At 54.7% G+C, this 22,896-nt stretch carries 17 protein-coding genes, 2 tRNA genes and 1 other RNA gene (1 of these 20 cut by a window edge); 10 read left to right on the forward strand and 10 right to left on the reverse strand.

The window, feature by feature from the left end; all coding sequences use genetic code 11:
• The first annotated feature begins 9 nt into the window (after nucleotides 1-9).
• Nucleotides 10-1,011 carry a type I-F CRISPR-associated protein Csy3 gene (gene csy3, locus OGX93_RS09555; RefSeq protein WP_200053975.1) on the forward strand — a complete coding sequence of 334 codons (1,002 nt, stop codon included), beginning with the start codon at nucleotides 10-12 and terminating at the stop codon, nucleotides 1,009-1,011.
• Between the two features lie 9 nt (nucleotides 1,012-1,020).
• Complete coding sequence (gene cas6f, locus OGX93_RS09560) at nucleotides 1,021-1,575, forward strand: type I-F CRISPR-associated endoribonuclease Cas6/Csy4 (protein WP_199977785.1); 555 nt, start codon at nucleotides 1,021-1,023, stop codon at nucleotides 1,573-1,575.
• 136 nt (nucleotides 1,576-1,711) lie between these two features.
• Here cas6f and OGX93_RS22340 read toward each other — a convergent pair.
• The 4 genes from OGX93_RS22340 to OGX93_RS09575 form a co-directional block, all read right to left on the reverse strand.
• A non-coding RNA gene (locus OGX93_RS22340) (RtT sRNA) lies at nucleotides 1,712-1,850 on the reverse strand.
• 45 nt (nucleotides 1,851-1,895) lie between these two features.
• Nucleotides 1,896-1,983 (reverse strand) — tRNA-Ser (locus OGX93_RS09565).
• A gap of 147 nt (nucleotides 1,984-2,130) precedes the next feature.
• The gene (locus OGX93_RS09570; protein ID WP_049011452.1) at nucleotides 2,131-2,808 is read right to left on the reverse strand and encodes an isochorismatase family protein; all 678 of its coding nucleotides are present in this window, start codon (nucleotides 2,806-2,808) and stop codon (nucleotides 2,131-2,133) included.
• Nucleotides 2,809-2,829: 21 nt separating this feature from the next.
• A complete protein-coding gene (locus tag OGX93_RS09575; RefSeq protein ID WP_286449808.1) occupies nucleotides 2,830-3,696 on the reverse strand; it encodes a pirin family protein in 867 nt (288 codons plus the stop codon).
• 108 nt (nucleotides 3,697-3,804) lie between these two features.
• Here OGX93_RS09575 and OGX93_RS09580 point away from each other — a divergent pair, with 108 nt between their 5' ends.
• Nucleotides 3,805-4,716 carry a LysR family transcriptional regulator gene (locus OGX93_RS09580; protein WP_012133045.1) on the forward strand — a complete coding sequence of 304 codons (912 nt, stop codon included), beginning with the start codon at nucleotides 3,805-3,807 and terminating at the stop codon, nucleotides 4,714-4,716.
• 433 nt (nucleotides 4,717-5,149) lie between these two features.
• Here the strand turns inward: OGX93_RS09580 and infA are convergent, their stop codons facing one another.
• The 5 genes from infA to trxB all read right to left on the reverse strand — a co-directional run bounded on the left by infA (nucleotide 5,150) and on the right by trxB (nucleotide 10,972).
• Nucleotides 5,150-5,368, reverse strand: a complete 219-nt coding sequence (gene infA / locus OGX93_RS09585) for a translation initiation factor IF-1 (RefSeq protein WP_001040187.1) — start codon at nucleotides 5,366-5,368, stop codon at nucleotides 5,150-5,152.
• 284 nt (nucleotides 5,369-5,652) lie between these two features.
• A complete protein-coding gene (gene aat, locus OGX93_RS09595) occupies nucleotides 5,653-6,357 on the reverse strand; it encodes a leucyl/phenylalanyl-tRNA--protein transferase (RefSeq protein WP_012133041.1) in 705 nt (234 codons plus the stop codon).
• 44 nt (nucleotides 6,358-6,401) lie between these two features.
• Entirely contained in the window at nucleotides 6,402-8,123 is a 1,722-nt protein-coding gene (gene cydC, locus OGX93_RS09600; RefSeq protein WP_286449809.1) for a heme ABC transporter ATP-binding protein/permease CydC, read from the reverse strand.
• On the reverse strand, nucleotides 8,124-9,890 hold the full coding sequence (gene cydD / locus OGX93_RS09605; protein WP_286449810.1) for a heme ABC transporter permease/ATP-binding protein CydD: 1,767 nt from the start codon (nucleotides 9,888-9,890) through the stop codon (nucleotides 8,124-8,126).
• Between the two features lie 113 nt (nucleotides 9,891-10,003).
• A complete protein-coding gene (gene trxB / locus OGX93_RS09610) occupies nucleotides 10,004-10,972 on the reverse strand; it encodes a thioredoxin-disulfide reductase (RefSeq protein ID WP_012133038.1) in 969 nt (322 codons plus the stop codon).
• A 547-nt stretch (nucleotides 10,973-11,519) separates the two neighbouring features.
• Between trxB and lrp the strand changes: the two genes are divergently transcribed.
• The 7 genes from lrp to OGX93_RS09645 form a co-directional block, all read left to right on the forward strand.
• Nucleotides 11,520-12,014, forward strand: coding sequence for a leucine-responsive transcriptional regulator Lrp (lrp, locus tag OGX93_RS09615; protein WP_000228469.1), 495 nt, complete (start codon nucleotides 11,520-11,522; stop codon nucleotides 12,012-12,014).
• Nucleotides 12,015-12,148: 134 nt separating this feature from the next.
• Complete coding sequence (gene ftsK / locus OGX93_RS09620; RefSeq protein WP_286449811.1) at nucleotides 12,149-16,114, forward strand: DNA translocase FtsK; 3,966 nt, start codon at nucleotides 12,149-12,151, stop codon at nucleotides 16,112-16,114.
• 122 nt (nucleotides 16,115-16,236) lie between these two features.
• On the forward strand, nucleotides 16,237-16,848 hold the full coding sequence (gene lolA / locus OGX93_RS09625) for an outer membrane lipoprotein periplasmic chaperone LolA (RefSeq protein WP_024130482.1): 612 nt from the start codon (nucleotides 16,237-16,239) through the stop codon (nucleotides 16,846-16,848).
• A 10-nt stretch (nucleotides 16,849-16,858) separates the two neighbouring features.
• Nucleotides 16,859-18,202: a replication-associated recombination protein RarA gene (gene rarA, locus OGX93_RS09630; protein WP_024130481.1), complete on the forward strand. Its 1,344-nt coding sequence runs from the start codon at nucleotides 16,859-16,861 to the stop codon at nucleotides 18,200-18,202.
• Nucleotides 18,203-18,293: 91 nt separating this feature from the next.
• The gene (gene serS, locus OGX93_RS09635; protein ID WP_286449812.1) at nucleotides 18,294-19,586 is read left to right on the forward strand and encodes a serine--tRNA ligase; all 1,293 of its coding nucleotides are present in this window, start codon (nucleotides 18,294-18,296) and stop codon (nucleotides 19,584-19,586) included.
• Between the two features lie 241 nt (nucleotides 19,587-19,827).
• The gene (dmsA, locus tag OGX93_RS09640) at nucleotides 19,828-22,272 is read left to right on the forward strand and encodes a dimethylsulfoxide reductase subunit A (RefSeq protein ID WP_286449813.1); all 2,445 of its coding nucleotides are present in this window, start codon (nucleotides 19,828-19,830) and stop codon (nucleotides 22,270-22,272) included.
• Between the two features lie 10 nt (nucleotides 22,273-22,282).
• The coding region (locus OGX93_RS09645) for a dimethylsulfoxide reductase iron-sulfur subunit DmsB (protein ID WP_012132456.1) at nucleotides 22,283-22,896 on the forward strand (614 nt) is incomplete at its 3' end.
• A tRNA-Ser gene (locus tag OGX93_RS09650) sits at nucleotides 22,878-22,896 on the reverse strand (it continues 120 nt past the right edge of the window). The two genes, OGX93_RS09645 and OGX93_RS09650, sit on opposite strands and share 19 nt — an antisense overlap.

Below are 22,896 nucleotides of genomic sequence, written 5' to 3' on the forward strand. Positions count from 1 at the left end.
GACATGACTATGGCAAAGGCTCCTGTATCTGTAAAAACCGCTTCTGTACTGGCATTTGAGCGCAAACTCGCTACGTCCGATGCGATGATGTATGCGGGTAACTGGCAAAGCGATCATTGGCAACCGATTGAAATTCAGGAAAAGGCGGTTCGAGGAACGATTTCCAATCGGCTGAAAAATGCGATTTCCAGCGATCCGGCGAAGCTGGATGCGGAAATTCAAAAAGCAAACCTGCAACGTGTGGATATTGCGGCCTTACCGGCAGATGCCGACACCTTGAAAGTGGTGTTTACGCTGCGCGTGTTGGGTAATTTATCTACGCCATCGGTATGTAATGATATGGCATATCAGGATGCGCTTCAGCAGGTTATTGATGGCTATATCAATGAGTATGGATTTGGTGAACTGGCACGCAGGTACGCCACGAATCTGGCGAACGGACGTTTCCTGTGGCGCAACCGCATTGGCGCTGAGCAGATCCAGGTGAATGTCGCGGCCAGTGGGCAGGAATGGATTTTTAACAGTCACAACTATTCCCTGCGTGAGTTTGAGCAGGAAGATGCTTCGCTGAGCCAACTGGCGGCGATAATCGAAAAAGGATTAAGCGGTCAGGAATGGGTCATGCTGACTGTCGAAGCGCAGGTGCATCTGGGCGCCGGGCAGGAGGTTTTTCCTTCGCAGGAACTGGTGCTGGACAGTAACAGCAGTAAAAGCAGGGTGTTATACCAGGTCAGTGGTGTTGCGGGCATTCACTCGCAGAAAATCGGCAACGCTTTGCGTACCGTCGATACGTGGCACCCAAAAGTAGAAGAATTGGGCGCGATTGCGGTAGAACCCTATGGCTCAGTAACCAGTCGTGGCGTAGCGTGTCGCCAGCCGAAGGATAAAATGGATTTTTATACCTTACTGGATAACTGGGTCACTAAGGGTATGAAACCGGATGCCGCTCAGCAGCATTATGTGATGGCGGTACTGGTTCGCGGCGGCGTATTTGGTGAGAAAAGCGAATAAGGAGCGATGATGGATCACTATCTTGATCTCCGTGTCCTGCCAGACCCTGAATTTAATACTGAAATGCTGATGGCGGCGTTATTTGCCAAACTGCATCGTGCGTTAGGCGCAAGGGGAAAGGGGGATATTGGCGTTAGCTTCCCCCAGTTTGGCGTGACGCCAGGATCGTGCTTGCGTCTTCATGGTTCGTTATTGGCGTTACAGGAACTTGAGGCCGGTTCATGGCGCAAGGGGCTGAATGATTATTGCCAGTGTATGGCGATAACGCCTGTTCCGGCTGTAAAAGGCTGGCGCACGGTGAGTCGGGTGCAGGTGAAAAGCAGTCCGCAACGGTTATTGCGGCGTTCCGTCAGGAAGGGATGGTTAACGGAAGAGCAGGCGCAACTGCGCCTGGTGGAGTCAACCGAACAGCATAGCGATTTGCCTTACCTGAACGTTAAGAGCTTGTCGAATCAGCAACAATTTCGGGTGTTTATTCGCCACGGCGAACTGCGTTCTGAACCTGTTAGCGGGACATTCACAAGCTATGGATTAAGTTCTACGGCGACCATTCCCTGGTTCTGAGAAGCCTGATGGCGCTTCGCTTATCAGGCCTACAGAGCGCCACTCGTAGGCCGGATAAGGCGTGTGCGCCGCCATCCGGCGATGTGCAACAGGTGAAAAAAAAGCCCGTACTTTCGTACGAGCTCTTTTCTGAATATGGCGGTGAGGGGGGGATTGACTCGCTTCGCTCGCCCTGCGGGCAGCCCGCTCTCTGCGTTCGCGGTCTGTCCAACTGGCTGCCGCCAGTTGTCGAACCCCGGTCGTGGGTTCTCATCCCCCCACAGTACGTGCAATAGGTGAAAAAAAAGCCCGTACTTTCGTACGAGCTCTCTTTCTGAATATGGCGGTGAGGGGGGGATTCGAACCCCCGATACGTTGCCGTATACACACTTTCCAGGCGTGCTCCTTCAGCCACTCGGACACCTCACCATATTGTATTGCTGCCTGACCGCTTGGGGGGCAACGGGGCGCTACTATAGGGAGTTGCGCCAAAACGGTCAAGCAGAATTTACGCTTTAATTATCGTTTGGTTACGCAATGAACATATTCCCTGCCCTGGGGGAGCAGGGAATACGATTAGCGCTGTGAATCCAGTATCTCACCGTTTTTCACCACTTCCTGCGCTTTGCTGTAACTCTCGATCAACAACTGATACGCCGGGAACACTTTGGTGTAGACCTCAGCCCACTCTGCTGCGTCTTCACGGTTCCAGGTGCTCTGCAACTCGGAAGCCACTGCGGCGGTATCCATCGGTACGACGCCCGCCTGAACAACGCGTGCCAGCGTGATTTCCTGGGCCATTTTGCTGTAGGTGCCGGAAGCATCGATGACAGCAAACACTTTATAACCTTCCGCGACTGCGCTAATCGCCGGGAATGCCATGCAAACGCTGGTAATCGTACCGGCGATGATCAGCGTTTTACGGCCGGTCGCTTTTACCGCCTGGACGAAATCAGCGTTATCCCAGGCGTTGATCTCGCCTTTACGGGCAATATACTGCGCGTGCGGTGCATTGGCGTGGATCTCCGGGATCAGCGGGCCGTTCGGTCCCTGCGGTACAGATGCCGTCGTAATGACTGGCATCTTCGACAAGGTTGCCATTTTGGCCAGCGCGGCCGCACGGGCGCGCAATTCAGGCATCGGCATATCGCCAACGGTCTGGAAAAGCCCGCTCTGGTGGTCGATTAACAGCATAACGGAATCGTTAACGTCAATTACCGGGCGCAAACCATTAAAATTAGCAGGACTGGACATATTGTGTACTCCTCAATGTTTTCAGATTTGGCCAAAACGGCCGGAGTTGAAATCGCGTACGGCTTCTGCGATTTCTTGTTTTGTGTTCATGACAAATGGGCCGTAACCGACAATGGGTTCATTCAGCGACTCGCCCGACAACAGCAGAACGCTGGCATCGCTACTGGCTTCGAGATACAGGTTTTCACCTTCCTGGCTTAACACCACCAGTTGCGCTTCATTTACCGGTGTTGTGCCATTCACCGTAATACTTCCTTTCAGGACGACCAGCGCGGTGCTCCACCCTTCAGCGACGGGCAGCGTAAGATGACGATCGCGTTGTAGGCGCATATCCCAGACATTCAACGGCGAGAAGGTATGCGCCGGGCCTTTCACATCCTGATAGCGGCCCGCAATAATGCGCGCGGTTCCGGCTTCGTCAGGCAGCGTTACGGCAGGGATGAGATCGCTGCTGATGCTTTGATAACCCGGCACCGCCATTTTGTCTTTCGCGGGCAGGTTCACCCACAGTTGCACCATTTCCAGCTCGCCTCCCTGTTGGGTAAAGGCTGAAGAATGAAACTCTTCATGCAAAATGCCTGCGCCTGCGGTCATCCACTGCACATCGCCAGGGCCGATGACGCCGCCGCGGCCTGTTGAATCGCGGTGCTCAACTTCGCCGCTGTAAACAATCGTGACGGTTTCAAAGCCGCGATGCGGGTGTTCTCCCACTCCACGTTTTTCGTTTTCGGCGCCAGGGGCAAAGGTATGCGGCCCGGCATAGTCCAGCAGCAGGAACGGGCTTAACTGCTCTGCATGGGACTGATAAGAGAATAGCGAACGAACCGGAAATCCATCGCCAACCCAGTGCGGGCGAGGTGCGGTATAGACGCCTGTAATCTGTTTCATGGTGGTCTCCTCGGTGGCGTTGTCTTGATGTAAATAAGCTTATATCTATGACAATGATCTGAGTAGTCGCTAAAATAGACCTTACCGTTCTATAAACAGGACAATGTAATGACAAAACCGGATCTCAATGATTTTGCGTGGTTTGTTCATGTCGTCGAGGAGGGGGGATTTGCGGCGGCAGGGCGAGCGCTGGATGAACCAAAGTCAAAGCTTAGCCGACGTATTGCGCAACTGGAGGAACGGCTGGGCGTTCGCCTTATTCAACGAACCACGCGGCAATTTAATGTCACCGAAGTCGGGCAGACCTTTTATGAACATTGTAAGGCAATGCTGGTGGAAGCACAGGCGGCGCAGGATGCGATAGCCGCCTTACAGGTCGAGCCGCGCGGCATTGTAAAACTGACATGTCCAGTGACGTTGCTACATGTACATATCGGCCCAATGCTGGCGAAGTTTATGGCGCGTTATCCCGATGTGTCGTTACAACTTGAAGCAACCAACCGCCGTGTTGACGTGGTTGGTGAGGGCATTGACGTTGCAATTCGCGTCCGGCCGCGTCCTTTTGAAGACAGCGATCTGGTGATGCGCGTGCTGGCGGACAGGGGGCACCGTTTGTTTGCCAGCCCGGCGCTGGTACAGCGTATGGGGAATCCTTCTTCGCCAGCAGAACTGCATCACTGGCCCGGACTGAGCCTGGCTTCAGGTAAACATATCCACCGCTGGGAACTCTTTGGTCCACAGGGCGCGCGCGCTGAAGTTCACTTTACACCGCGTTTGATCACCACAGACATGCTGGCGCTGCGTGAAGCGGCCGTTGCGGGCGTCGGCCTCGTTCAGTTACCTGTTTTAATGGTGAAAGACCAACTGGCTGCGGGGGAGCTGGTTGCCTTGCTGGAAGGATGGGAACCCAGAAGAGAGGTGATTCATGCGGTATTCCCGTCCCGCCGTGGATTATTGCCGTCCGTACGCGCGCTGGTGGATTTTTTGACAGAAGAGTATGCGCGGATGGTGGAAGATTAAAACAGAGCGCAATATACCCCTTTTTATTTTATGTTACTAACTTATTGATTTTATTTTATATATACAACTTGGGTGAAAAAGGGGCTGACAGAAAGACGTTGCGTTTTTCTTCAATAAATCAACGTGATTGTCTGATATTATTCCTGTTCACTGCCGTACAGGCAGCTTAGAAAAGTGGAAGCACCGCCGCCACCAGCAAAGTTATGTTCACTGCCGTACAGGCAGCTTAGAAAAAGTTGATCACCGTTGTTCGCCGTAGCGTTTCGTTCACTGCCGTACAGGCAGTTCAGTATTTAATGTAGAAGGAAGGGACGCTGCGGGGAATAAAAATAACGTTAATTCGCATCAACGGTATTCATGCAGGAAAGGGACAATAAAAAGGCCGGATAAACCGACCTTTTTTTATCTTTACGCCACCCGGGCGTGAAAACAATCAGCGACTACGGAAGACAATGCGGCCTTTGCTCAGGTCGTACGGGGTCAGTTCAACAGTCACTTTGTCGCCCGTCAGGATGCGGATGTAGTTTTTACGCATTTTACCGGAGATGTGTGCAGTAACCACGTGACCGTTTTCTAATTCTACGCGGAACATGGTATTAGGTAACGTTTCGAGAACGGTACCCTGCATTTCAATATTGTCTTCTTTGGCCATCTAATCCTCTGGGGTATCACTACCGTAATTTGAACCGGCAAGATAATGCCGAAGTTCTTTAAATAAGTAAAGATTTGCGCGTTTAAAACGCAGCAAATCAGGTTTGGCGCATTACTCCGAAAAACACGGCAAAGCCGCACTTGAAGCGCAACGTATAAGGGAGCGATGAGATAAACGATGGGCGTTACCTGACGCGAACGGTTCCTTAACGGCGGCGGGGTAATGGGCATAACCTGCTCTGCGGCACAATTATAACACCCTGACAAAAAATGTGCCGAAAACATTCACGCCTGAGGCGAAAATAACGTGCGCGGCACCCAGAAATGACCCGGTAATCGCTGTTGCCGTAATGATCCCAGATGCTCAAGGTATTGCCTGCGGGGAATTTCGACAGCGCCAAGCGATGCCGTGTGGCTATTCAGCACCTGGCAGTCGATTAATTTTCCACCCTGACGAATAAATTCAGCGCAAAAAACAAGCAGCGCGGTTTTGGAGGCGTTCTCCTGGCGACTGAACATCGATTCGCCGCAAAACAGGGTGCCTTGCGAAACGCCATACATGCCGCCGACGAGAGCGTTGTGTCGCCATACTTCGATGGAATGCGCATGCCCCAGCTCATGTAAGCGGTGATACGCTTCCACCACATCGCGCGTGATCCAGGTTCCTTCGTCACGATCGTTGGCGCAGCCTTCAATAACCTGACCAAACGCATAATTAAGCGTGACGCGATAGGGCGATCGTTTGTGAAAACGCTTCATGCTGCGGCTGATGTGTAATGTTTCAGGTTGCAAAATAGCGCGAGGATCGGGTGACCACCAAAGAATCGGGTCGCCCGGTGAAAACCACGGGAAAATACCCCGCTGATAGGCCATCAATAAGCGGGCAGGGCTGAGATCGCCACCAAGCGCCAATAAACCATTGGGTTCACGTAACGCGCCCTCCGGCGAGGGGAAGGCGATTGAGTGGCGAGAAAGCTGAACCAGGCGCATGACCGCAAAACTCCAGTACGCAAGTCGGATCGTTCAATAATAGCTTACAGACGTTGCTTAAACTGGTAATAACGACCCTGCCTGGCTAACAGATCTGCGTGATTACCTTGCTCAATAATTTGTCCGTTGTCCATCACTATTATTTGATCAAAACGTGACAGCCCGCGCAGACGGTGCGTGACCATTAAAACGGTTTTCCCGCGCATAACCTCTGCCAGCAATTCAAGCATCTGGCTTTCGGTTGTCGCATCCAGCCCTTCAGTGGGTTCATCGAGCAGCATGAGCGGCGCATCGTGCAGCAGGGCACGGGCGATAGCCAGACGACGAAGCTCGCCGCCTGACAGCTGACGTCCGCCTTCGCCTAGCCAGCTGTTAAGTCCGCCATCCTCCAGCAGCTTTTCCAGCCCGACACGGCGCAGCATCTCTGAGAGCGTATCGTCGTTTGCGTCTGGCGCTGCCAGCAGCAGGTTGTCACGCAATGTGGCGCTGAACAGGTGTACTCGCTGCGACACCACGCTAATGGTGCGACGCAGGGCCGCTTCATCCAGCGTTGAAATTGGTTGATCGTTAAGCAGAATATCGCCGCTCTGCGGGTCCCAGGCGCGGGTGAGCAGTTGCAGCAATGTCGATTTCCCGCAGCCGGTGCGTCCGAGAATAGCGATATGTTCTCCGGGCGCGACTTGCAGAGAAAGGGCATCCAGCGCTTTTTGCGGCTGCTCCGGGTAACTGAATGAAACGTCACGCAGCGTCAGCGTTACCTGCCGGGGAGCCGCTGCTTCGCCATCCGGGAAGGTCACTTCAGGCTGCTGCTCGGTCAGTTCGGTAATACGCAGCGCAGAGGCGATGACCTGGCCAAGATGTTGAAACGCGCCGGTAACGGGGGCAAGCGCTTCAAATGCCGCCAGTGCGCAAAAGACAAACAGCGCTATCAGCGCGCCAGGCTGGCTGTTATCGCCGACGCCGCCGGAAGCCATCCATAACATCAGCATTACCGCCAGTGCGCCAATCAGCAGCATTAAGGCCTGGGATAGCGCCGTTAATTCAGACTGATGTCGCTGGGCTTCATGCCACTGTAATTCCGTGGCTTCCATTTGCGCCCGATAGCGCGAGCTGGCGCCAAATATAGTCAGTTCCGCCTGACCCTGTAGCCAGGCGGTTAACTGCTGGCGATACTGACCGCGTAAATGGGTTAAGTTCTGCCCGGTGCTTTTTCCGGCGCGATAGAAGAGCGGCGGCATAATAAACAGCGTCAGCAGCATAATGCCACCCAGCGTAATCGCGAGGGTGAAATCGAGAACACTCAGCCCCAGAGTGACCACCATAATCACCACAAACGCGCCAACCAGCGGAGAAATGACGCGCAGGTAGAGGTGATCCAGCGTATCGACATCGGCAACGACGCGGTTCAGCAGCTCGCCCTGACGATAGCGGGCAAGACCAGCAGGGGAGAGCGGCAGCAGCTTGCTGAACGTATGAATACGCAAATGTTGCAATACGCGGAAGGTGGCGTCATGGCTGACCAGACGCTCGAAATACCGGCCCGCAGTACGGGTGATCGCCGCACCGCGCACGCCAGCAGCCGGCAGCATGTAGTTAAAGCTATAGATACCCGCCACACCGACTACGGCTGAGGCGGAGAGGAACCAGCCAGAGAGCGTCAGCAAACCGATACTGGCCAGTAGCGTGACGATGGCCAGAATAATACCGAGCGTTAACATCCACTTATGACGTTTATACAGCGTCAGATACGGTAGCAAGGCACGCATTTAAATGTCCTCCTGACGATGAGCCAATAGTGTCGCAAACGCGCCGTTGGCGCTGCTGAGTTGGGCATAATCACCTTGCTCGATGATTTGCCCGTCCTGCATAACCCAGATCACGTCCCAGTCGGCAAGATCTTCTAACTGATGCGTTACCATCAGCGTGGTCTGGCGTTTTGATGCGGCATTCAGCGCCTGCATTACACGCTGTTCGCTGTGGGCATCCAGACTGGCGGCGGGTTCATCCAGCAACAACAATTTGCAGGGATTCAGCAGGGCGCGGGCAACCGCAACCCGCTGCGCCTGACCGACGGAAAGGCGACCCGCGTGATCGCCAGTCGGCGTGTCTACGCCTTGCGGCAACAGAGGTAAAAACTCACTGACCCAGGCGCTGTCGAGAGCCGCCTGTAACGCTTGTTCACTGGCATCCGGGCGGGCAAGCAGGACGTTTTCACGGAGCGTGCCAGCCGGTAATTGTGGGTTTTGCCCCACCCAGGAGAGATGTTTTCGCCAGGATTCCGGGGATAAATCACGAAGTTCAACGCCGTTAATGCACAGGGAGCCCTGATAAGAGAGAAAGCCAGACAGCGCGTTTAACAGCGAACTCTTTCCTGAACCGCTGCGACCAACCAGTACGACGCGCTGACCTGCGGCCAGTGTGAAATTCAGCGGTCCGGCAAGCGTTTTACCTTCCGGCGAGGTAATTATCAGATCCTGTGCTTCAAGGGTTACCGGTTCTTTCCCGGAAAGTTCGACATCACCGCGTTCCGGGTGAGCGAGAGGCGTTTCCATAAAGGTTTTCAGGCTGTCAGCCGCACCTACCGCCTGTGCTTTGGCATGGTAAAAGGTGCCCAGATCGCGCAGTGGCTGGAAAAACTCCGGCGCCAGAATCAGCGCCAGGAAGCCGGCGGCAAGCGTGACGCCCGTCCCGTAATGGCCGAAATTAAGTTCGCCGAGGTAGGAGAAACCGAAATAAACCGCGACCAGCGCAATGGACAGCGACGTGAAGAACTCCAGTACCCCGGAGGATAAAAAGGCGAGACGCAGGACTTCCATTGTGCGCTGGCGAAAATCTTGTGAAGCGACACGAATGCTTTCCGTTTCTGCTTCACCGCGCCCGAAGATGCGCAGCGTCTCCATTCCGCGTAAGCGGTCGAGGAAATGCCCGCTCAGGCGGGCAAGCGCCTGGAAATTACGGCGGTTAGCGTCGGCGGCGCCCATTCCCACCATCGCCATAAATAATGGGATCAGCGGTGCGGTGCCGAGCAAAATCAGCGCGGCGGCCCAGTTTGACGGGAAAATCGCCGCCACAATCAACAGGGGGACGCAGACAGCAAGCGCCATTTGCGGCAGATAGCGGGCATAGTAATCATGCATATCGTCAATCTGCTCCAGCACCAGCGTCGCCCAGCTACCAGCCGGTTTACCCTGAATCCAGGCTGGCCCTGCCTGTTGCAGACGATCCAGCACCTGGCGGCGGATCTCAAATCGGATATGCTGCCCGGCATGAAAACCCACCCGCTCGCGCAGCCAGACCACCCAGGCGCGCAGGACAAACACCAACATCAGTACGATGAAGGGGAGCAGGAGGGCTTCGCGGGGAATATTGTCCATGATCATATGCTGGAGAATGCGAGCCATGATCCAGGCCTGAGCGACAATCAGTACGCCACTCACGAAACCCAACAGGCGTGAAATGTTCAGCCAACGTTGGGAAATTACACTTTGCTGTTTTAACCAGCGGGTCAATTCTTTTTGACGGGTTTTATTCATTGCACGCTTAGCAGGTGAGTTATCGGAATTTTTGGCACGGCAATGTTACAACGGGGCAAAAATAAAGGCGACTTATAGTCGCCTTTTTTACTTTTGTTACTGATTTGTAAAAACTATTTGCACGCGTCAGCCAGACCGTCAAGGTAGCGTTCAGCGTCCAGCGCCGCCATGCAACCTGTGCCCGCTGAGGTGATTGCCTGACGATAAATATGGTCCATCACGTCGCCTGCGGCGAACACGCCGGGAACGCTGGTCTGCGTGGCGTTACCGTGGATGCCGGACTGGACTTTGATATAGCCGTTTTCCAGTTCAAGCTGACCTTCAAAAATCGCGGTGTTCGGGCTGTGGCCGATGGCGACAAACAGGCCTGCAACGTCAAGGGATTCGATGTTGTCCGGGTTTTGCGTATCACGCAGACGCAAACCGGTAACGCCCATCTGATCGCCGGTCACCTCTTCCAGAGTGCGGTGGGTATGCAGCACGATGTTGCCGTTTTCCACTTTATCCATCAGGCGCTTGATCAGAATTTTTTCGGCGCGGAAGCCGTCGCGACGGTGAATCAAATGCACTTCAGCGGCGATGTTCGCCAGGTATAACGCTTCTTCAACCGCCGTGTTGCCGCCGCCGATGACCGCGACCTTCTGGTTGCGATAGAAGAAACCGTCGCAGGTGGCGCAGGCAGACACGCCACGGCCTTTAAATGCTTCTTCAGACGGCAGGCCGAGGTAGCGTGCGGAAGCGCCGGTTGCGATGATCAGCGCATCGCAGGTGTATTCGCCGCTGTCGCCGGTCAGACGGAAAGGACGGTTTTGCAGATCCACGCTATTGATGTGATCGAAGATGATTTCAGTATCAAATTTCGTCGCATGTTCGTGCATGCGCTCCATCAACAGCGGGCCGGTCAGATCGTTCGGATCGCCAGGCCAGTTTTCCACTTCCGTCGTGGTGGTCAGTTGACCGCCTTTCTCCATACCGGTAATCAGAACCGGTTGCAGGTTTGCGCGTGCAGCGTAGACCGCAGCGGTATATCCCGCCGGTCCAGAACCCAGGATAAGCAGTTTACTGTGTTTGGTCGTGCCCATGAGATCCCCATAGTTGTTGGCAGACAATGGGCAGGATTGTAGGGAATTTGCAGACGTAAAAAAAGAGTATAGCGATTTTGTTAACAATATGTGTAATAGCAGGAACCGATGAATGGGCGGATTTAGGGCTGCGATATAACGCTTTCTACTTAAAATCGGTCAGTTATAAGGTGATAAAATGACGATTTAGCGCCGCTCTTAATGAATAACTGGCATGTTGTACTAAAAATCGATGTTTTGCTTTGACAATCCCCTGCTGTTTTGCGAAAACATCTTCTGGAAGAAAAAAACAGTGTTATGTGTGTGCTGCATAATCATGCATATAAGCACCATGTTTACCGGGCTAGTGAAATCTACGCATGGCGTGGACAGACGCCATTCGTGATGTCGATAGCTGCCATCCGGCAACGGTCTTCTCACCATAGGCCCTGGCATTGCGCGCCGTTAATCCCTCTGGGTTCGGTCTATTGTGATGGGCATCGACTCTGAACAGTGATGTTAGTAGAGTCAGGCAGGAGTAGGGAAGGAATACAGAGAGACAATAATAATGGTAGATAGCAAGAAGCGCCCTGGCAAAGATCTCGACCGTATCGATCGTAACATTCTTAATGAGTTGCAAAAGGATGGGCGTATTTCTAACGTCGAGCTTTCTAAACGAGTGGGACTTTCACCGACGCCTTGCCTTGAGCGTGTCCGTCGGCTGGAAAGACAGGGTTTTATTCAGGGCTATACGGCGCTGTTAAACCCGCATTATCTGGATGCATCACTTCTGGTTTTTGTTGAGATTACTCTGAATCGTGGCGCTCCAGATGTGTTTGAACAATTTAACGCCGCAGTACAAAAACTTGAAGAAATTCAAGAGTGTCATTTAGTTTCCGGTGATTTCGACTACCTGTTGAAAACACGCGTGCCGGATATGTCAGCGTACCGTAAGCTGCTGGGTGAAACCCTGCTGCGTCTGCCTGGCGTGAATGACACACGTACTTACGTGGTAATGGAAGAAGTCAAACAGAGCAATCGTCTGGTAATTAAGACGCGCTAACACGGAACAGGTGCAAAATCGACGTAGTTTGATTACACTCCTGTTAATCCATACAGCAACAGTGCCGGGGCAACCCGGTGCTGTTGTCCGTTTTAGCATCGGGCAGGAAAAGCCCGAAACCTGGAGAGCCTTTTTTGAGCCAGGAATACACTGAAGACAAAGAAGTCACATTGAAAAAGTTAAGCAGCGGGCGCCGACTTCTGGAAGCGTTGCTGATCCTTATTGCCCTTTTTGCCGTCTGGTTGATGGCAGCCTTACTTAGCTTTAACCCTTCAGATCCCAGTTGGTCGCAAACCGCATGGCATGAGCCTATCCATAATTTGGGCGGCGCGCCGGGCGCGTGGCTGGCTGACACGCTGTTCTTTATCTTTGGCGTGATGGCCTACACCATTCCGGTGATTATCGTTGGCGGCTGCTGGTTTGCCTGGCGGCACCAGAGCAACGACGATTACATCGACTATTTTGCCGTGTCGCTGCGCATTATCGGCGTCCTGGCGTTGATTCTTACCTCCTGCGGATTAGCCGCAATTAATGCTGATGATATCTGGTACTTCGCGTCCGGCGGCGTCATTGGCAGCCTGTTAAGCACCACGCTTCAGCCTCTGCTGCACAGCAGCGGGGGAACGATTACGCTGCTGTGCGTCTGGGCAGCCGGTCTGACGCTCTTCACCGGCTGGTCCTGGGTGAGCATTGCAGAAAAACTGGGTGGCTGGCTGCTGAATATTCTCACCTTCGCCAGCAACCGTACTCGCCGCGATGACACCTGGGTCGATGACGACGAGTATGAAGATGATGACGAATACGAAGATGAAGCGGTGGGTGCACAGCGCGAATCCCGACGTGCGCGCATCCTTCGTGGCGCCCTGGCGCGCCGTAAGCGGCTGGCAGAGAAGTTCAGCAATCCGCGTGGGCGACACACGGATGCGGCGCTTTTCTCCGGCAAGCGTATGGATGATGAAGACGATATCGAATACAGCGCGCGTGGCGTGGCTGCCGATCCTGATGATGTGCTGTTCTCTGGCCATCGTGCGACGCAGCCGGAATATGAGGAATACGATCCTCTGCTGAATGGACATTCGGTCACGGAGCCTGTTGCCTCCGCCGCTGCGGCGACAACGGCAACGCAAGCCTGGGCGGCGCCTGTCGATCCAGTTATGTCTGCACCGTCGGTGCCGGGTGCTGAAGCCGCGTCTGCGCAACCGGTGGTGGAATGGCAGCCTGTTCCGGGGCCGCAAACCGGCGAGCCGGTCATTGCGTCTGCGCCGGAAAGTTATCCGCCGCAACCACAATATGCGCAGCCGCAAGCGCCACATCATGAACCGTGGCAGCAACCTGCGCCGACCGAGCCGCAAGCGCAGTATTACGCTGAACACGCGTATGAACAGCCTGTGCCGCAGGTGCAGGAACCTGCGGCGGAACAACCCTGGCACCCTGAGCCGGTTTATCCGCAAGAGCCTGTTTATCAACACGAGCCGACTTTCGAGCCGCAGCCGGCTTACCCGCAGGAACCGGTTCAGGATACGTATTACCAGCAGCAGCCTGCTGTTGAGCCACCGTCTGCGGTAGAGCCTGAGCCTGTAGCAGAAGAAATTAAACCCGCCCGTCCGCCGCTCTACTACTTTGAAGAAGTGGAAGAAAAACGCGCGCGTGAGCGTGAGCAGCTGGCTGCGTGGTATCAGCCGATTCCTGAGCCAGCGAAAGCGCCGGAGTCGGTTAAACCATCGGCACCGACAGCAGCTTCTGTGCCGCCTGTTGAATCCGTTGCCGCGGTTGCGCCGTTGGCGGCAGGCGTCAAAGATGCAACGCTGGCCGCAGGCGCGGCGGCGGCATCCGCTGCACCTGCGTTTAGCCCGGTAAGCGGTGGTGCGCCACGCCCGCAGGTTAAAGAGGGGATTGGCCCGCAACTGCCTCGCCCTAACCGCGTTCGCGTTCCGACCCGCCGTGAGCTGGCCTCGTATGGCATAAAATTACCGTCTCAGCGTATCGCGGAAGAGAAAGCGCGTGCGGCGGGGCGTCATCAGTATGATGCCGAAACGCAGTATACCGATGATGAAATTGATGAGATGCAGCAGGATGAGCTGGCACGTCAGTTCGCCCAGTCTCAGCAGCATCGTTATGGTTCCGAATATCAACATGACGCTCCTCAGGCAGAAGATGAGGATGCAGCAGAAGCTGAACTGGCTCGCCAGTTTGCCTCTTCGCAGCAGCAGCGCTATGCCGGGGAACAGCCTGCGGGAGCCCATCCGTTCTCGCTGGATGATTTTGAATTCTCGCCGATGAAAGCGCTGGTGGATGAAGGCCCGCATGAGCCGTTGTTTACTCCCGGCGTGATGCCTGAGCAGCCGGCCGCGCCGCAGCCGCAGCATCAGTCGCCGCAGCAGCCCGTCGCGCCACAGCAGCAGTATCAGCAGCCGCAACAGCCGGTTGCGCCACAGCAACAGTATCAGCAGCCGCAACAGCCCGTCGCGCCGCAGCAACAGTATCAACAGCCGCAGCAGCCGGTTGCGCCGCAGCAACCGTATCAACAGCCGCAACAACCGGCCGCGCCACAGCCGCAGGAAAGCCTGATCCATCCGTTGTTGATGCGTAATGGCGACAGTCGTCCGTTGCAGAAGCCTACCACGCCGTTGCCGTCGCTGGATCTGCTGACGCCGCCGCCGAGCGCAGTGGAACCGGTCGATACTTTCGCGCTGGAACAAATGGCGCGCCTGGTCGAAGCGCGTCTGGCGGATTTCCGCATTAAAGCTGACGTGGTGAACTATTCCCCAGGGCCTGTTATTACCCGTTTTGAGCTGAATCTGGCGCCGGGCGTGAAAGCCGCGCGTATTTCTAACCTGTCACGCGATCTCGCGCGTTCACTGTCAACCGTTGCGGTACGCGTGGTAGAAGTGATCCCTGGTAAGCCTTACGTGGGCCTCGAACTGCCGAACAAAAAACGTCAGACCGTCTACCTGCGTGAAGTGCTGGATAACGCTAAATTCCGCGAGAATCCGTCGCCGCTCACCGTGGTGCTGGGTAAAGATATCGCTGGCGATCCGGTTGTGGCCGATCTGGCGAAAATGCCTCATCTGCTGGTTGCGGGGACGACGGGTTCCGGTAAATCGGTTGGGGTCAATGCCATGATCCTCAGCATGCTGTATAAAGCGCAGCCGGAAGACGTGCGTTTCATCATGATTGACCCGAAAATGCTGGAACTTTCGGTCTATGAAGGCATTCCACATCTGCTGACCGAAGTGGTTACCGATATGAAAGACGCCGCCAACGCACTGCGCTGGAGCGTTAATGAAATGGAACGCCGCTATAAGCTGATGTCGGCGCTTGGCGTGCGTAATCTGGCGGGCTATAACGAGAAAATTGCCGAAGCGGCACGGATGGGGCGTCCGATTCCAGACCCGTACTGGAAGCCGGGCGACAGCATGGATGCCCAGCATCCGGTGCTGGAAAAACTGCCGTATATCGTGGTTCTGGTCGATGAATTCGCCGATCTGATGATGACCGTCGGTAAGAAAGTTGAAGAGCTGATTGCGCGTCTGGCGCAGAAAGCGCGTGCCGCAGGTATTCACCTGGTGCTGGCGACTCAGCGCCCGTCGGTTGACGTTATTACCGGTCTGATTAAGGCCAACATTCCGACGCGTATCGCCTTTACCGTATCCAGTAAGATCGACTCACGCACGATCCTCGATCAGGGCGGCGCGGAATCCCTGCTGGGGATGGGGGATATGCTTTATTCCGGCCCGAACTCGACCATGCCGGTACGTGTTCATGGCGCGTTTGTTCGCGACCAGGAAGTGCATGCGGTGGTGCAGGACTGGAAAGCGCGTGGTCGCCCGCAATACATTGATGGCATCACCTCGGATAGCGAAAGCGAAGGGGGCGGCGGCGGCTTTGACGGCGGCGAGGAGCTGGACCCGTTATTCGATCAGGCGGTGAGCTTTGTGACCGAAAAACGCAAAGCGTCCATTTCTGGCGTTCAGCGTCAGTTCCGTATCGGTTACAACCGTGCGGCGCGCATTGTCGAGCAGATGGAAGCCCAGGGCATTGTCAGCGAACAAGGCCATAACGGGAACCGCGAGGTGCTGGCGCCACCGCCGTTCGAATGATTGCAAAGATCGGTAAATAAATAAGAATTCAGTATTTTCTTCTTTCCTCATGCTGATTTTTGGCCTGGAATAGAGAGCAGAGGGAACTCCCCATCGGGAGTGACGTATTTTGAGGAATAATGATGAAAAAAATCGCAATCACCTGCGCATTACTCTCCGGCTTTGTGGTGAGCAGCGTATGGGCGGATGCCGCCAGCGATCTGAAAAGCCGTCTGGATAAAGTCAGCAGCTTCCACGCCAGCTTTACACAAAAAGTGACTGACGGCAGCGGCGCCGCCGTTCAGGAAGGCCAGGGCGACTTATGGGTTAAGCGTCCTAATCTGTTTAACTGGCATATGACGCAGCCCGACGAGAGCATTCTGGTCTCTGACGGGAAAACGCTATGGTTCTTTAACCCGTTTGTCGAGCAGGCAACGGCGACCTGGTTAAAAGATGCGACGGGCAATACGCCGTTTATGCTGATAGCCCGCAACCAGTCCAGCGACTGGCAGCAGTACAACATCAAACAAAATGGCGATGACTTTGTGCTGACGCCAAAAAGCAGCAGCGGTAACCTGAAACAGTTCACCATTAATGTGGGTCGCGACGGGACTATTCATCAGTTCAGCGCAGTGGAACAAGACGATCAGCGCAGCAGCTATCAGCTGAAATCTCAGCAGAATAGCGCTGTCGATGCATCAAAATTTACCTTTACTCCGCCGCAAGGTGTAACGGTAGACGACCAACGTAAGTAGAGGCGCATGAGTGAGCAATCTGTCGCTCGATTTTTCTGATAATACCTTTCAGCCACTGGCCGCGCGTATGCGGCCAGAAAATTTAGCGCAGTATATTGGTCAGCAGCATCTGCTGGCTGCGGGTAAGCCTTTGCCTCGTGCAATTGAGGCCGGGCACCTGCACTCGATGATTTTGTGGGGGCCGCCCGGTACGGGCAAAACCACGCTGGCCGAAGTGATTGCCCGCTATGCCAATGCTGACGTCGAACGCATTTCCGCCGTGACTTCTGGCGTAAAAGAGATCCGTGAAGCCATTGAACGCGCCCGCCAGAACCGTAATGCCGGGCGCCGCACTATTCTGTTTGTCGATGAAGTCCATCGCTTCAACAAGAGCCAGCAGGATGCGTTTCTGCCGCATATCGAAGACGGCACGATTACGTTTATTGGCGCGACGACCGAAAACCCGTCCTTCGAGCTGAACTCGGCTTTGCTGTCACGCGCCCGCGTGTATCTCCTCAAATCCTTAACGACTGAAGATATTGAGCAGGTGCTGAATCAGGCGATGGATGACAAAGCGCGTGGTTATGGCGGCCAGGATATCGTTCTGCCGGACGAGACGCGCCGGGCGATCGCCGAACTGGTGAACGGAGATGCGCGTCGGGCGTTAAATACGCTGGAAATGATGGCAGACATGGCGGAAGTGGATGACAGCGGTAAGCGAGTATTATTGCCCGCATTACTGACCGAAATCGCCGGGGAGCGCAGCGCGCGCTTTGATAATAAAGGCGACCGCTTTTACGATCTCATCTCCGCATTGCATAAATCGGTGCGTGGCAGCGCCCCGGACGCGGCGCTTTACTGGTATGCCCGGATCATTACCGCTGGCGGCGACCCGCTGTATGTCGCCCGACGTTGCCTGGCGATTGCTTCTGAAGACGTCGGCAATGCCGATCCTCGCGCAATGCAGGTGGCGATTTCTGCGTGGGATTGCTTTACCCGCGTCGGCCCTGCGGAAGGGGAACGGGCGATAGCCCAGGCGATTGTTTATCTGGCCTGTGCGCCGAAAAGTAACGCGGTTTATACCGCGTTCAAAGCGGCGCTGGCTGATGCCCGTGAACGCCCGGATTATGACGTGCCTGTGCATCTGCGCAATGCGCCGACGAAACTGATGAAAGAAATGGGCTATGGCCAGGAATACCGCTACGCGCATGATGAGCCAAACGCCTACGCCGCAGGCGAGGTTTATTTCCCGCCGGAAATAGCGCAAACACGCTATTATCATCCCACAAACAGGGGTCTTGAAGGCAAGATTGGCGAAAAGCTCGCCTGGCTGGCTGAACAGGATCAAAATAGCCCCACAAAACGCTACCGTTAGCGCGATCGTTGCGGTAATGTTGGCACTGTATCCCTGTGACTGCAGGCTGTGGTCACGTTTCCTATTTTAATTCGATAAGCACAGGATAAGCATGCTCGATCCCAATCTGCTGCGTAATGAGCCAGACGCAGTCGCTGAAAAACTGGCACGCCGGGGCTTTAAGCTGGATGTAGATAAGCTGCGCGCTCTTGAAGAGCGTCGTAAAGTTTTGCAGGTCAACACGGAAAACCTGCAAGCAGAGCGTAACTCTCGATCGAAATCCATCGGCCAGGCGAAAGCGCGCGGGGAAGATATCGAGCCTTTACGTCTGGAAGTGAACAAGCTGGGCGAAGAGCTGGATGCGGCAAAAGCCGAGCTGGAGAGCTTACAGGCTGAAATTCGCGATATCGCGCTGACCATTCCTAACTTACCGGCTGATGATGTACCGGTAGGTAAAGATGAAAACGACAACGTTGAAGTCAGCCGTTGGGGAACCCCGCGTGAGTTTGATTTCGACGTCCGCGATCATGTGACGCTGGGTGAAATGCACGCCGGTCTCGACTTCGCGGCTGCGGTTAAACTGACCGGTTCTCGTTTTGTGGTAATGAAAGGGCAGATTGCTCGTATGCACCGCGCGCTGTCGCAGTTCATGCTGGATCTGCACACTGAACAGCATGGTTACAGTGAAAACTACGTGCCGTATCTGGTGAACCACGACACGCTGTACGGTACAGGGCAGTTGCCGAAATTTGCGGGCGATCTGTTCCATACTCGCCCGCTGGAAGAAGAGGCTGACAGCAGCAACTATGCGCTGATCCCGACGGCGGAAGTGCCGCTGACTAACCTGGTGCGTGATGAAATCATCGACGAAGATGCGCTGCCGATCAAAATGACTGCGCATACGCCATGCTTCCGTTCTGAAGCGGGTTCTTACGGTCGTGACACGCGCGGTCTGATCCGTATGCACCAGTTCGATAAAGTTGAGATGGTGCAGATTGTGCGTCCAGAAGAGTCAATGGATGCGCTGGAAGAGATGACCGGCCATGCTGAGAAAGTGCTTCAGTTGCTGGGTCTGCCGTACCGTAAAATCGTTCTGTGTACTGGTGACATGGGCTTTGGCGCATGTAAAACCTACGATCTCGAAGTATGGATCCCGGCGCAGAACACCTATCGTGAAATCTCTTCCTGCTCGAACGTAGGGGATTTCCAGGCGCGTCGTATGCAGGCACGCTGCCGCAGTAAGTCCGACAAGAAAACCCGTCTGGTTCATACTCTGAACGGTTCCGGTCTGGCGGTTGGGCGTACTTTAGTTGCCGTGATGGAAAACTACCAGCAGGCTGATGGCCGCATCGAAGTTCCAGAAGTATTACGTCCGTATATGAACGGACTGGAATATATCGGCTAATCCCCGCTTCTCTCTGCTTAAAAAGCGCCTCCGGGCGCTTTTTTTTATGCCTGTTTGACACCGGACAAGAATGGTTACCCCTTTGGGGGTAATACTACCTTCGAATGAAGATTAGCATTTATCGCTGATTTTTCTCATATTCATTATATACAAAACTATATAGCGATTTATTCGTTATGTAAATAACTACATAACGAAGTGTCTGGCTTTTATCAATCGTGAGCAAGCAAAGTGAGTCATCATGAAAACGAATATCCCCGATGCTGTACTGGCAGCTGAGGTAACTCGTCGAGGCCTGGTAAAAACGACAGCAATAGGCGGGCTGGCAATCGCCAGTAGCGCATTGACTCTGCCATTTACCCGGATCGCCAATGCGGCTGACGCTATCAGCCCCAGCGCATCCAGCGAAAAAATTATCTGGAGCGCTTGCACCGTTAACTGCGGAAGCCGCTGCCCGCTGCGCATGCATGTGGTGGACGGTGAAATCAAATATGTTGAAACAGACAATACGGGCGATGATAACTATGACGGTCTGCATCAGATTCGCGCCTGTCTGCGCGGGCGTTCTATGCGCCGCCGGGTTTATAACCCCGATCGTCTGAAATATCCAATGAAGCGCGTTGGCAAGCGTGGTGAAGGTAAGTTTGAGCGCATCAGCTGGGACGAAGCCTATGACATTATCACCACCAATATGCAGCGTCTTATCAAAGACTACGGCAATGAATCCATCTATTTAAACTATGGTACGGGTACGCTTGGCGGCACGATGACGCGCTCCTGGCCGCCAGGAAAAACACTGGTTGCCCGGCTGATGAACTGCTGCGGCGGTTACCTCAACCATTACGGCGATTACTCATCCGCGCAAATTGCCGCCGGGTTAAATTACACCTACGGCGGCTGGGCGGACGGTAATAGTCCTTCCGACATTGAAAATAGTAAGCTGGTTGTGCTGTTTGGTAACAATCCGGGGGAAACCCGTATGAGCGGCGGCGGGGTAACCTATTACCTCGAACAGGCACGGCAAAAATCAAATGCGCGGATGATTATTATCGATCCGCGTTACACCGATACCGGCGCGGGTCGTGAGGATGAGTGGATTCCGATTCGCCCGGGTACGGATGCGGCGCTGGTAAATGCGCTGGCATACGTCATGATCACCGAAGATATGGTCGATCAGCCGTTCCTCGACAAATACTGCGTGGGTTATGACGAAAAAACCTTACCCGCCAGCGCGCCGAAAAATGGTCACTACAAAGCCTATATTCTGGGACAGGGTAGAGACGGTATTGCGAAGACGCCGGAGTGGGCGTCGCAGATCACCGGTATCCCGGCGGCGCGCATTGTAAAACTGGCGCGTGAAATCGGTAGCGCCAAACCCGCTTACATCAGCCAGGGCTGGGGGCCGCAGCGTCATGCCAACGGCGAAATCGTTACTCGCGCAATCTCTATGCTGGCGATCCTGACCGGCAACGTCGGCATTAACGGCGGCAACAGCGGTGCGCGTGAGGGATCTTACGATTTGCCGTTTGAGCGTATGCCAACGCTGGAAAACCCGGTCGAGACCAGCATTTCGATGTTCTTATGGACCGATGCCATTGAGCTCGGGCCGGAAATGACGGCGCTGCGTGATGGGGTTCGCGGCAAAGATAAACTCGACGTTCCCATCAAGATGATCTGGAACTATGCCGGTAACTGCCTGATTAACCAGCATTCCGAAATTAACCGTACGCATGAAATTTTGCAGGATGACAAGAAGTGCGAAATGATCGTCGTTATCGACTGTCATATGACCTCTTCAGCGAAATATGCCGATATTCTGCTGCCGGACTGCACCGCTTCTGAGCAGATGGACTTCGCGCTGGATGCCTCCTGCGGGAACATGTCCTACGTTATTTTCACCGACCAGGCCATTAAACCGCGCTTTGAGTGCAAGACTATCTATCAGATGACCAGCGAGCTGGCGAAGCGTCTCGGCGTGGAGCAGCAGTTTACCGAAGGGCGTACGCAAGAAGAGTGGATGCGTCATCTGTACGAACAGTCGCGTCAGGCGATTCCCGAACTGCCGACATTTGAAGCATTCCGCAAGCAGGGCATCTTTAAGCAGCGCGACCCTGAAGGTCATCACGTTGCCTATAAAGCGTTCCGTGACGATCCGCAGGCTAACCCGCTGACAACGCCGTCGGGCAAAATCGAGATCTATTCGCAGGCGCTGGCAGAGATTGCGGCAACCTGGGAACTGCCGGAAGGCGATGTGATCGATCCGTTGCCGATCTATACGCCGGGCTTCGAAAACTACAGCGATCCGTTGACCAAAGACTATCCGTTGCAATTAACGGGCTTCCACTACAAATCTCGCGTGCACTCTACCTATGGCAACGTGGACGTTCTGAAAGCTTCCTGCCGCCAGGAGATGTGGATTAACCCGATGGATGCGCAAAAACGCGGCATCAGCAACGGCGACAAAGTGCGTATCTTCAACGGTCGCGGCGAGTTGCATATTGAGGCGAAAGTGACGCCGCGCATGATGCCGGGCGTCGTTGCGTTGGGCGAAGGCGCCTGGTATGACCCGGATGCAAAACGCGTGGATCAGGGGGGATGTATTAACGTCCTGACGACCCAGCGTCCTTCTCCTCTCGCTAAGGGGAATCCGTCCCATACGAACCTCGTTCAGGTTGAGAAGGTATAAGGAGTAACCGATGACAACCCAATATGGATTTTTTATTGACTCCAGTCGTTGCACCGGTTGCAAAACCTGCGAACTGGCCTGCAAAGACTACAAAGATTTAACCCCGGACGTCAGCTTCCGCCGCATCTATGAATATGCGGGCGGCGACTGGCAGGAGGATAACGGCGTCTGGCACCAGAATGTCTTTGCCTACTATCTTTCCATCTCCTGCAACCACTGCGAAGACCCGGCCTGCACGAAAGTGTGCCCGAGTGGCGCGATGCACAAACGCGAGGACGGCTTTGTGGTGGTGGATGAGGACGTCTGCATCGGCTGTCGCTACTGCCATATGGCCTGCCCGTACGGTGCGCCGCAGTACAACGCCGCCAAAGGCCACATGACCAAATGCGACGGTTGTCATGACCGCGTTGCCGACGGCAAAAAACCGATCTGCGTCGAGTCCTGCCCGCTGCGCGCGCTGGACTTTGGCCCGATAGAAGAGCTGCGGAAAAAACATGGCACGCTGGCGGCCGTTGCGCCGCTGCCGGGCGCGCACTTCACCAGACCGAACATTGTGATTAAACCCAACGCCAACAGCCGCCCGACCGGGGATACCACGGGTTATCTGGCAAATCCGAAGGAGGT

Source organism: Citrobacter sp. CK195, assembly GCF_030333365.1.
In the GTDB taxonomy this organism is placed as follows: domain Bacteria; phylum Pseudomonadota; class Gammaproteobacteria; order Enterobacterales; family Enterobacteriaceae; genus Citrobacter_B; species Citrobacter_B koseri.

Coding starts and splice junctions, on each gene's coding strand:
- infA (WP_001040187.1), bottom strand. CDS start 5,368: ATGGCCAAAGAAGACAATATTGAAATGCAGGGTACCGTTCTCGAAACG.
- cydC (WP_286449809.1), bottom strand. CDS start 8,123: ATGCGTGCCTTGCTACCGTATCTGACGCTGTATAAACGTCATAAGTGG.
- lrp (WP_000228469.1), top strand. CDS start 11,520: ATGGTAGATAGCAAGAAGCGCCCTGGCAAAGATCTCGACCGTATCGAT.
- lolA (WP_024130482.1), top strand. CDS start 16,237: ATGAAAAAAATCGCAATCACCTGCGCATTACTCTCCGGCTTTGTGGTG.
- trxB (WP_012133038.1), bottom strand. CDS start 10,972: ATGGGCACGACCAAACACAGTAAACTGCTTATCCTGGGTTCTGGACCG.
- cas6f (WP_199977785.1), top strand. CDS start 1,021: ATGGATCACTATCTTGATCTCCGTGTCCTGCCAGACCCTGAATTTAAT.
- serS (WP_286449812.1), top strand. CDS start 18,294: ATGCTCGATCCCAATCTGCTGCGTAATGAGCCAGACGCAGTCGCTGAA.
- OGX93_RS09580 (WP_012133045.1), top strand. CDS start 3,805: ATGACAAAACCGGATCTCAATGATTTTGCGTGGTTTGTTCATGTCGTC.
- csy3 (WP_200053975.1), top strand. CDS start 10: ATGGCAAAGGCTCCTGTATCTGTAAAAACCGCTTCTGTACTGGCATTT.
- aat (WP_012133041.1), bottom strand. CDS start 6,357: ATGCGCCTGGTTCAGCTTTCTCGCCACTCAATCGCCTTCCCCTCGCCG.
- OGX93_RS09575 (WP_286449808.1), bottom strand. CDS start 3,696: ATGAAACAGATTACAGGCGTCTATACCGCACCTCGCCCGCACTGGGTT.
- OGX93_RS09570 (WP_049011452.1), bottom strand. CDS start 2,808: ATGTCCAGTCCTGCTAATTTTAATGGTTTGCGCCCGGTAATTGACGTT.
- cydD (WP_286449810.1), bottom strand. CDS start 9,890: ATGAATAAAACCCGTCAAAAAGAATTGACCCGCTGGTTAAAACAGCAA.
- dmsA (WP_286449813.1), top strand. CDS start 19,828: ATGAAAACGAATATCCCCGATGCTGTACTGGCAGCTGAGGTAACTCGT.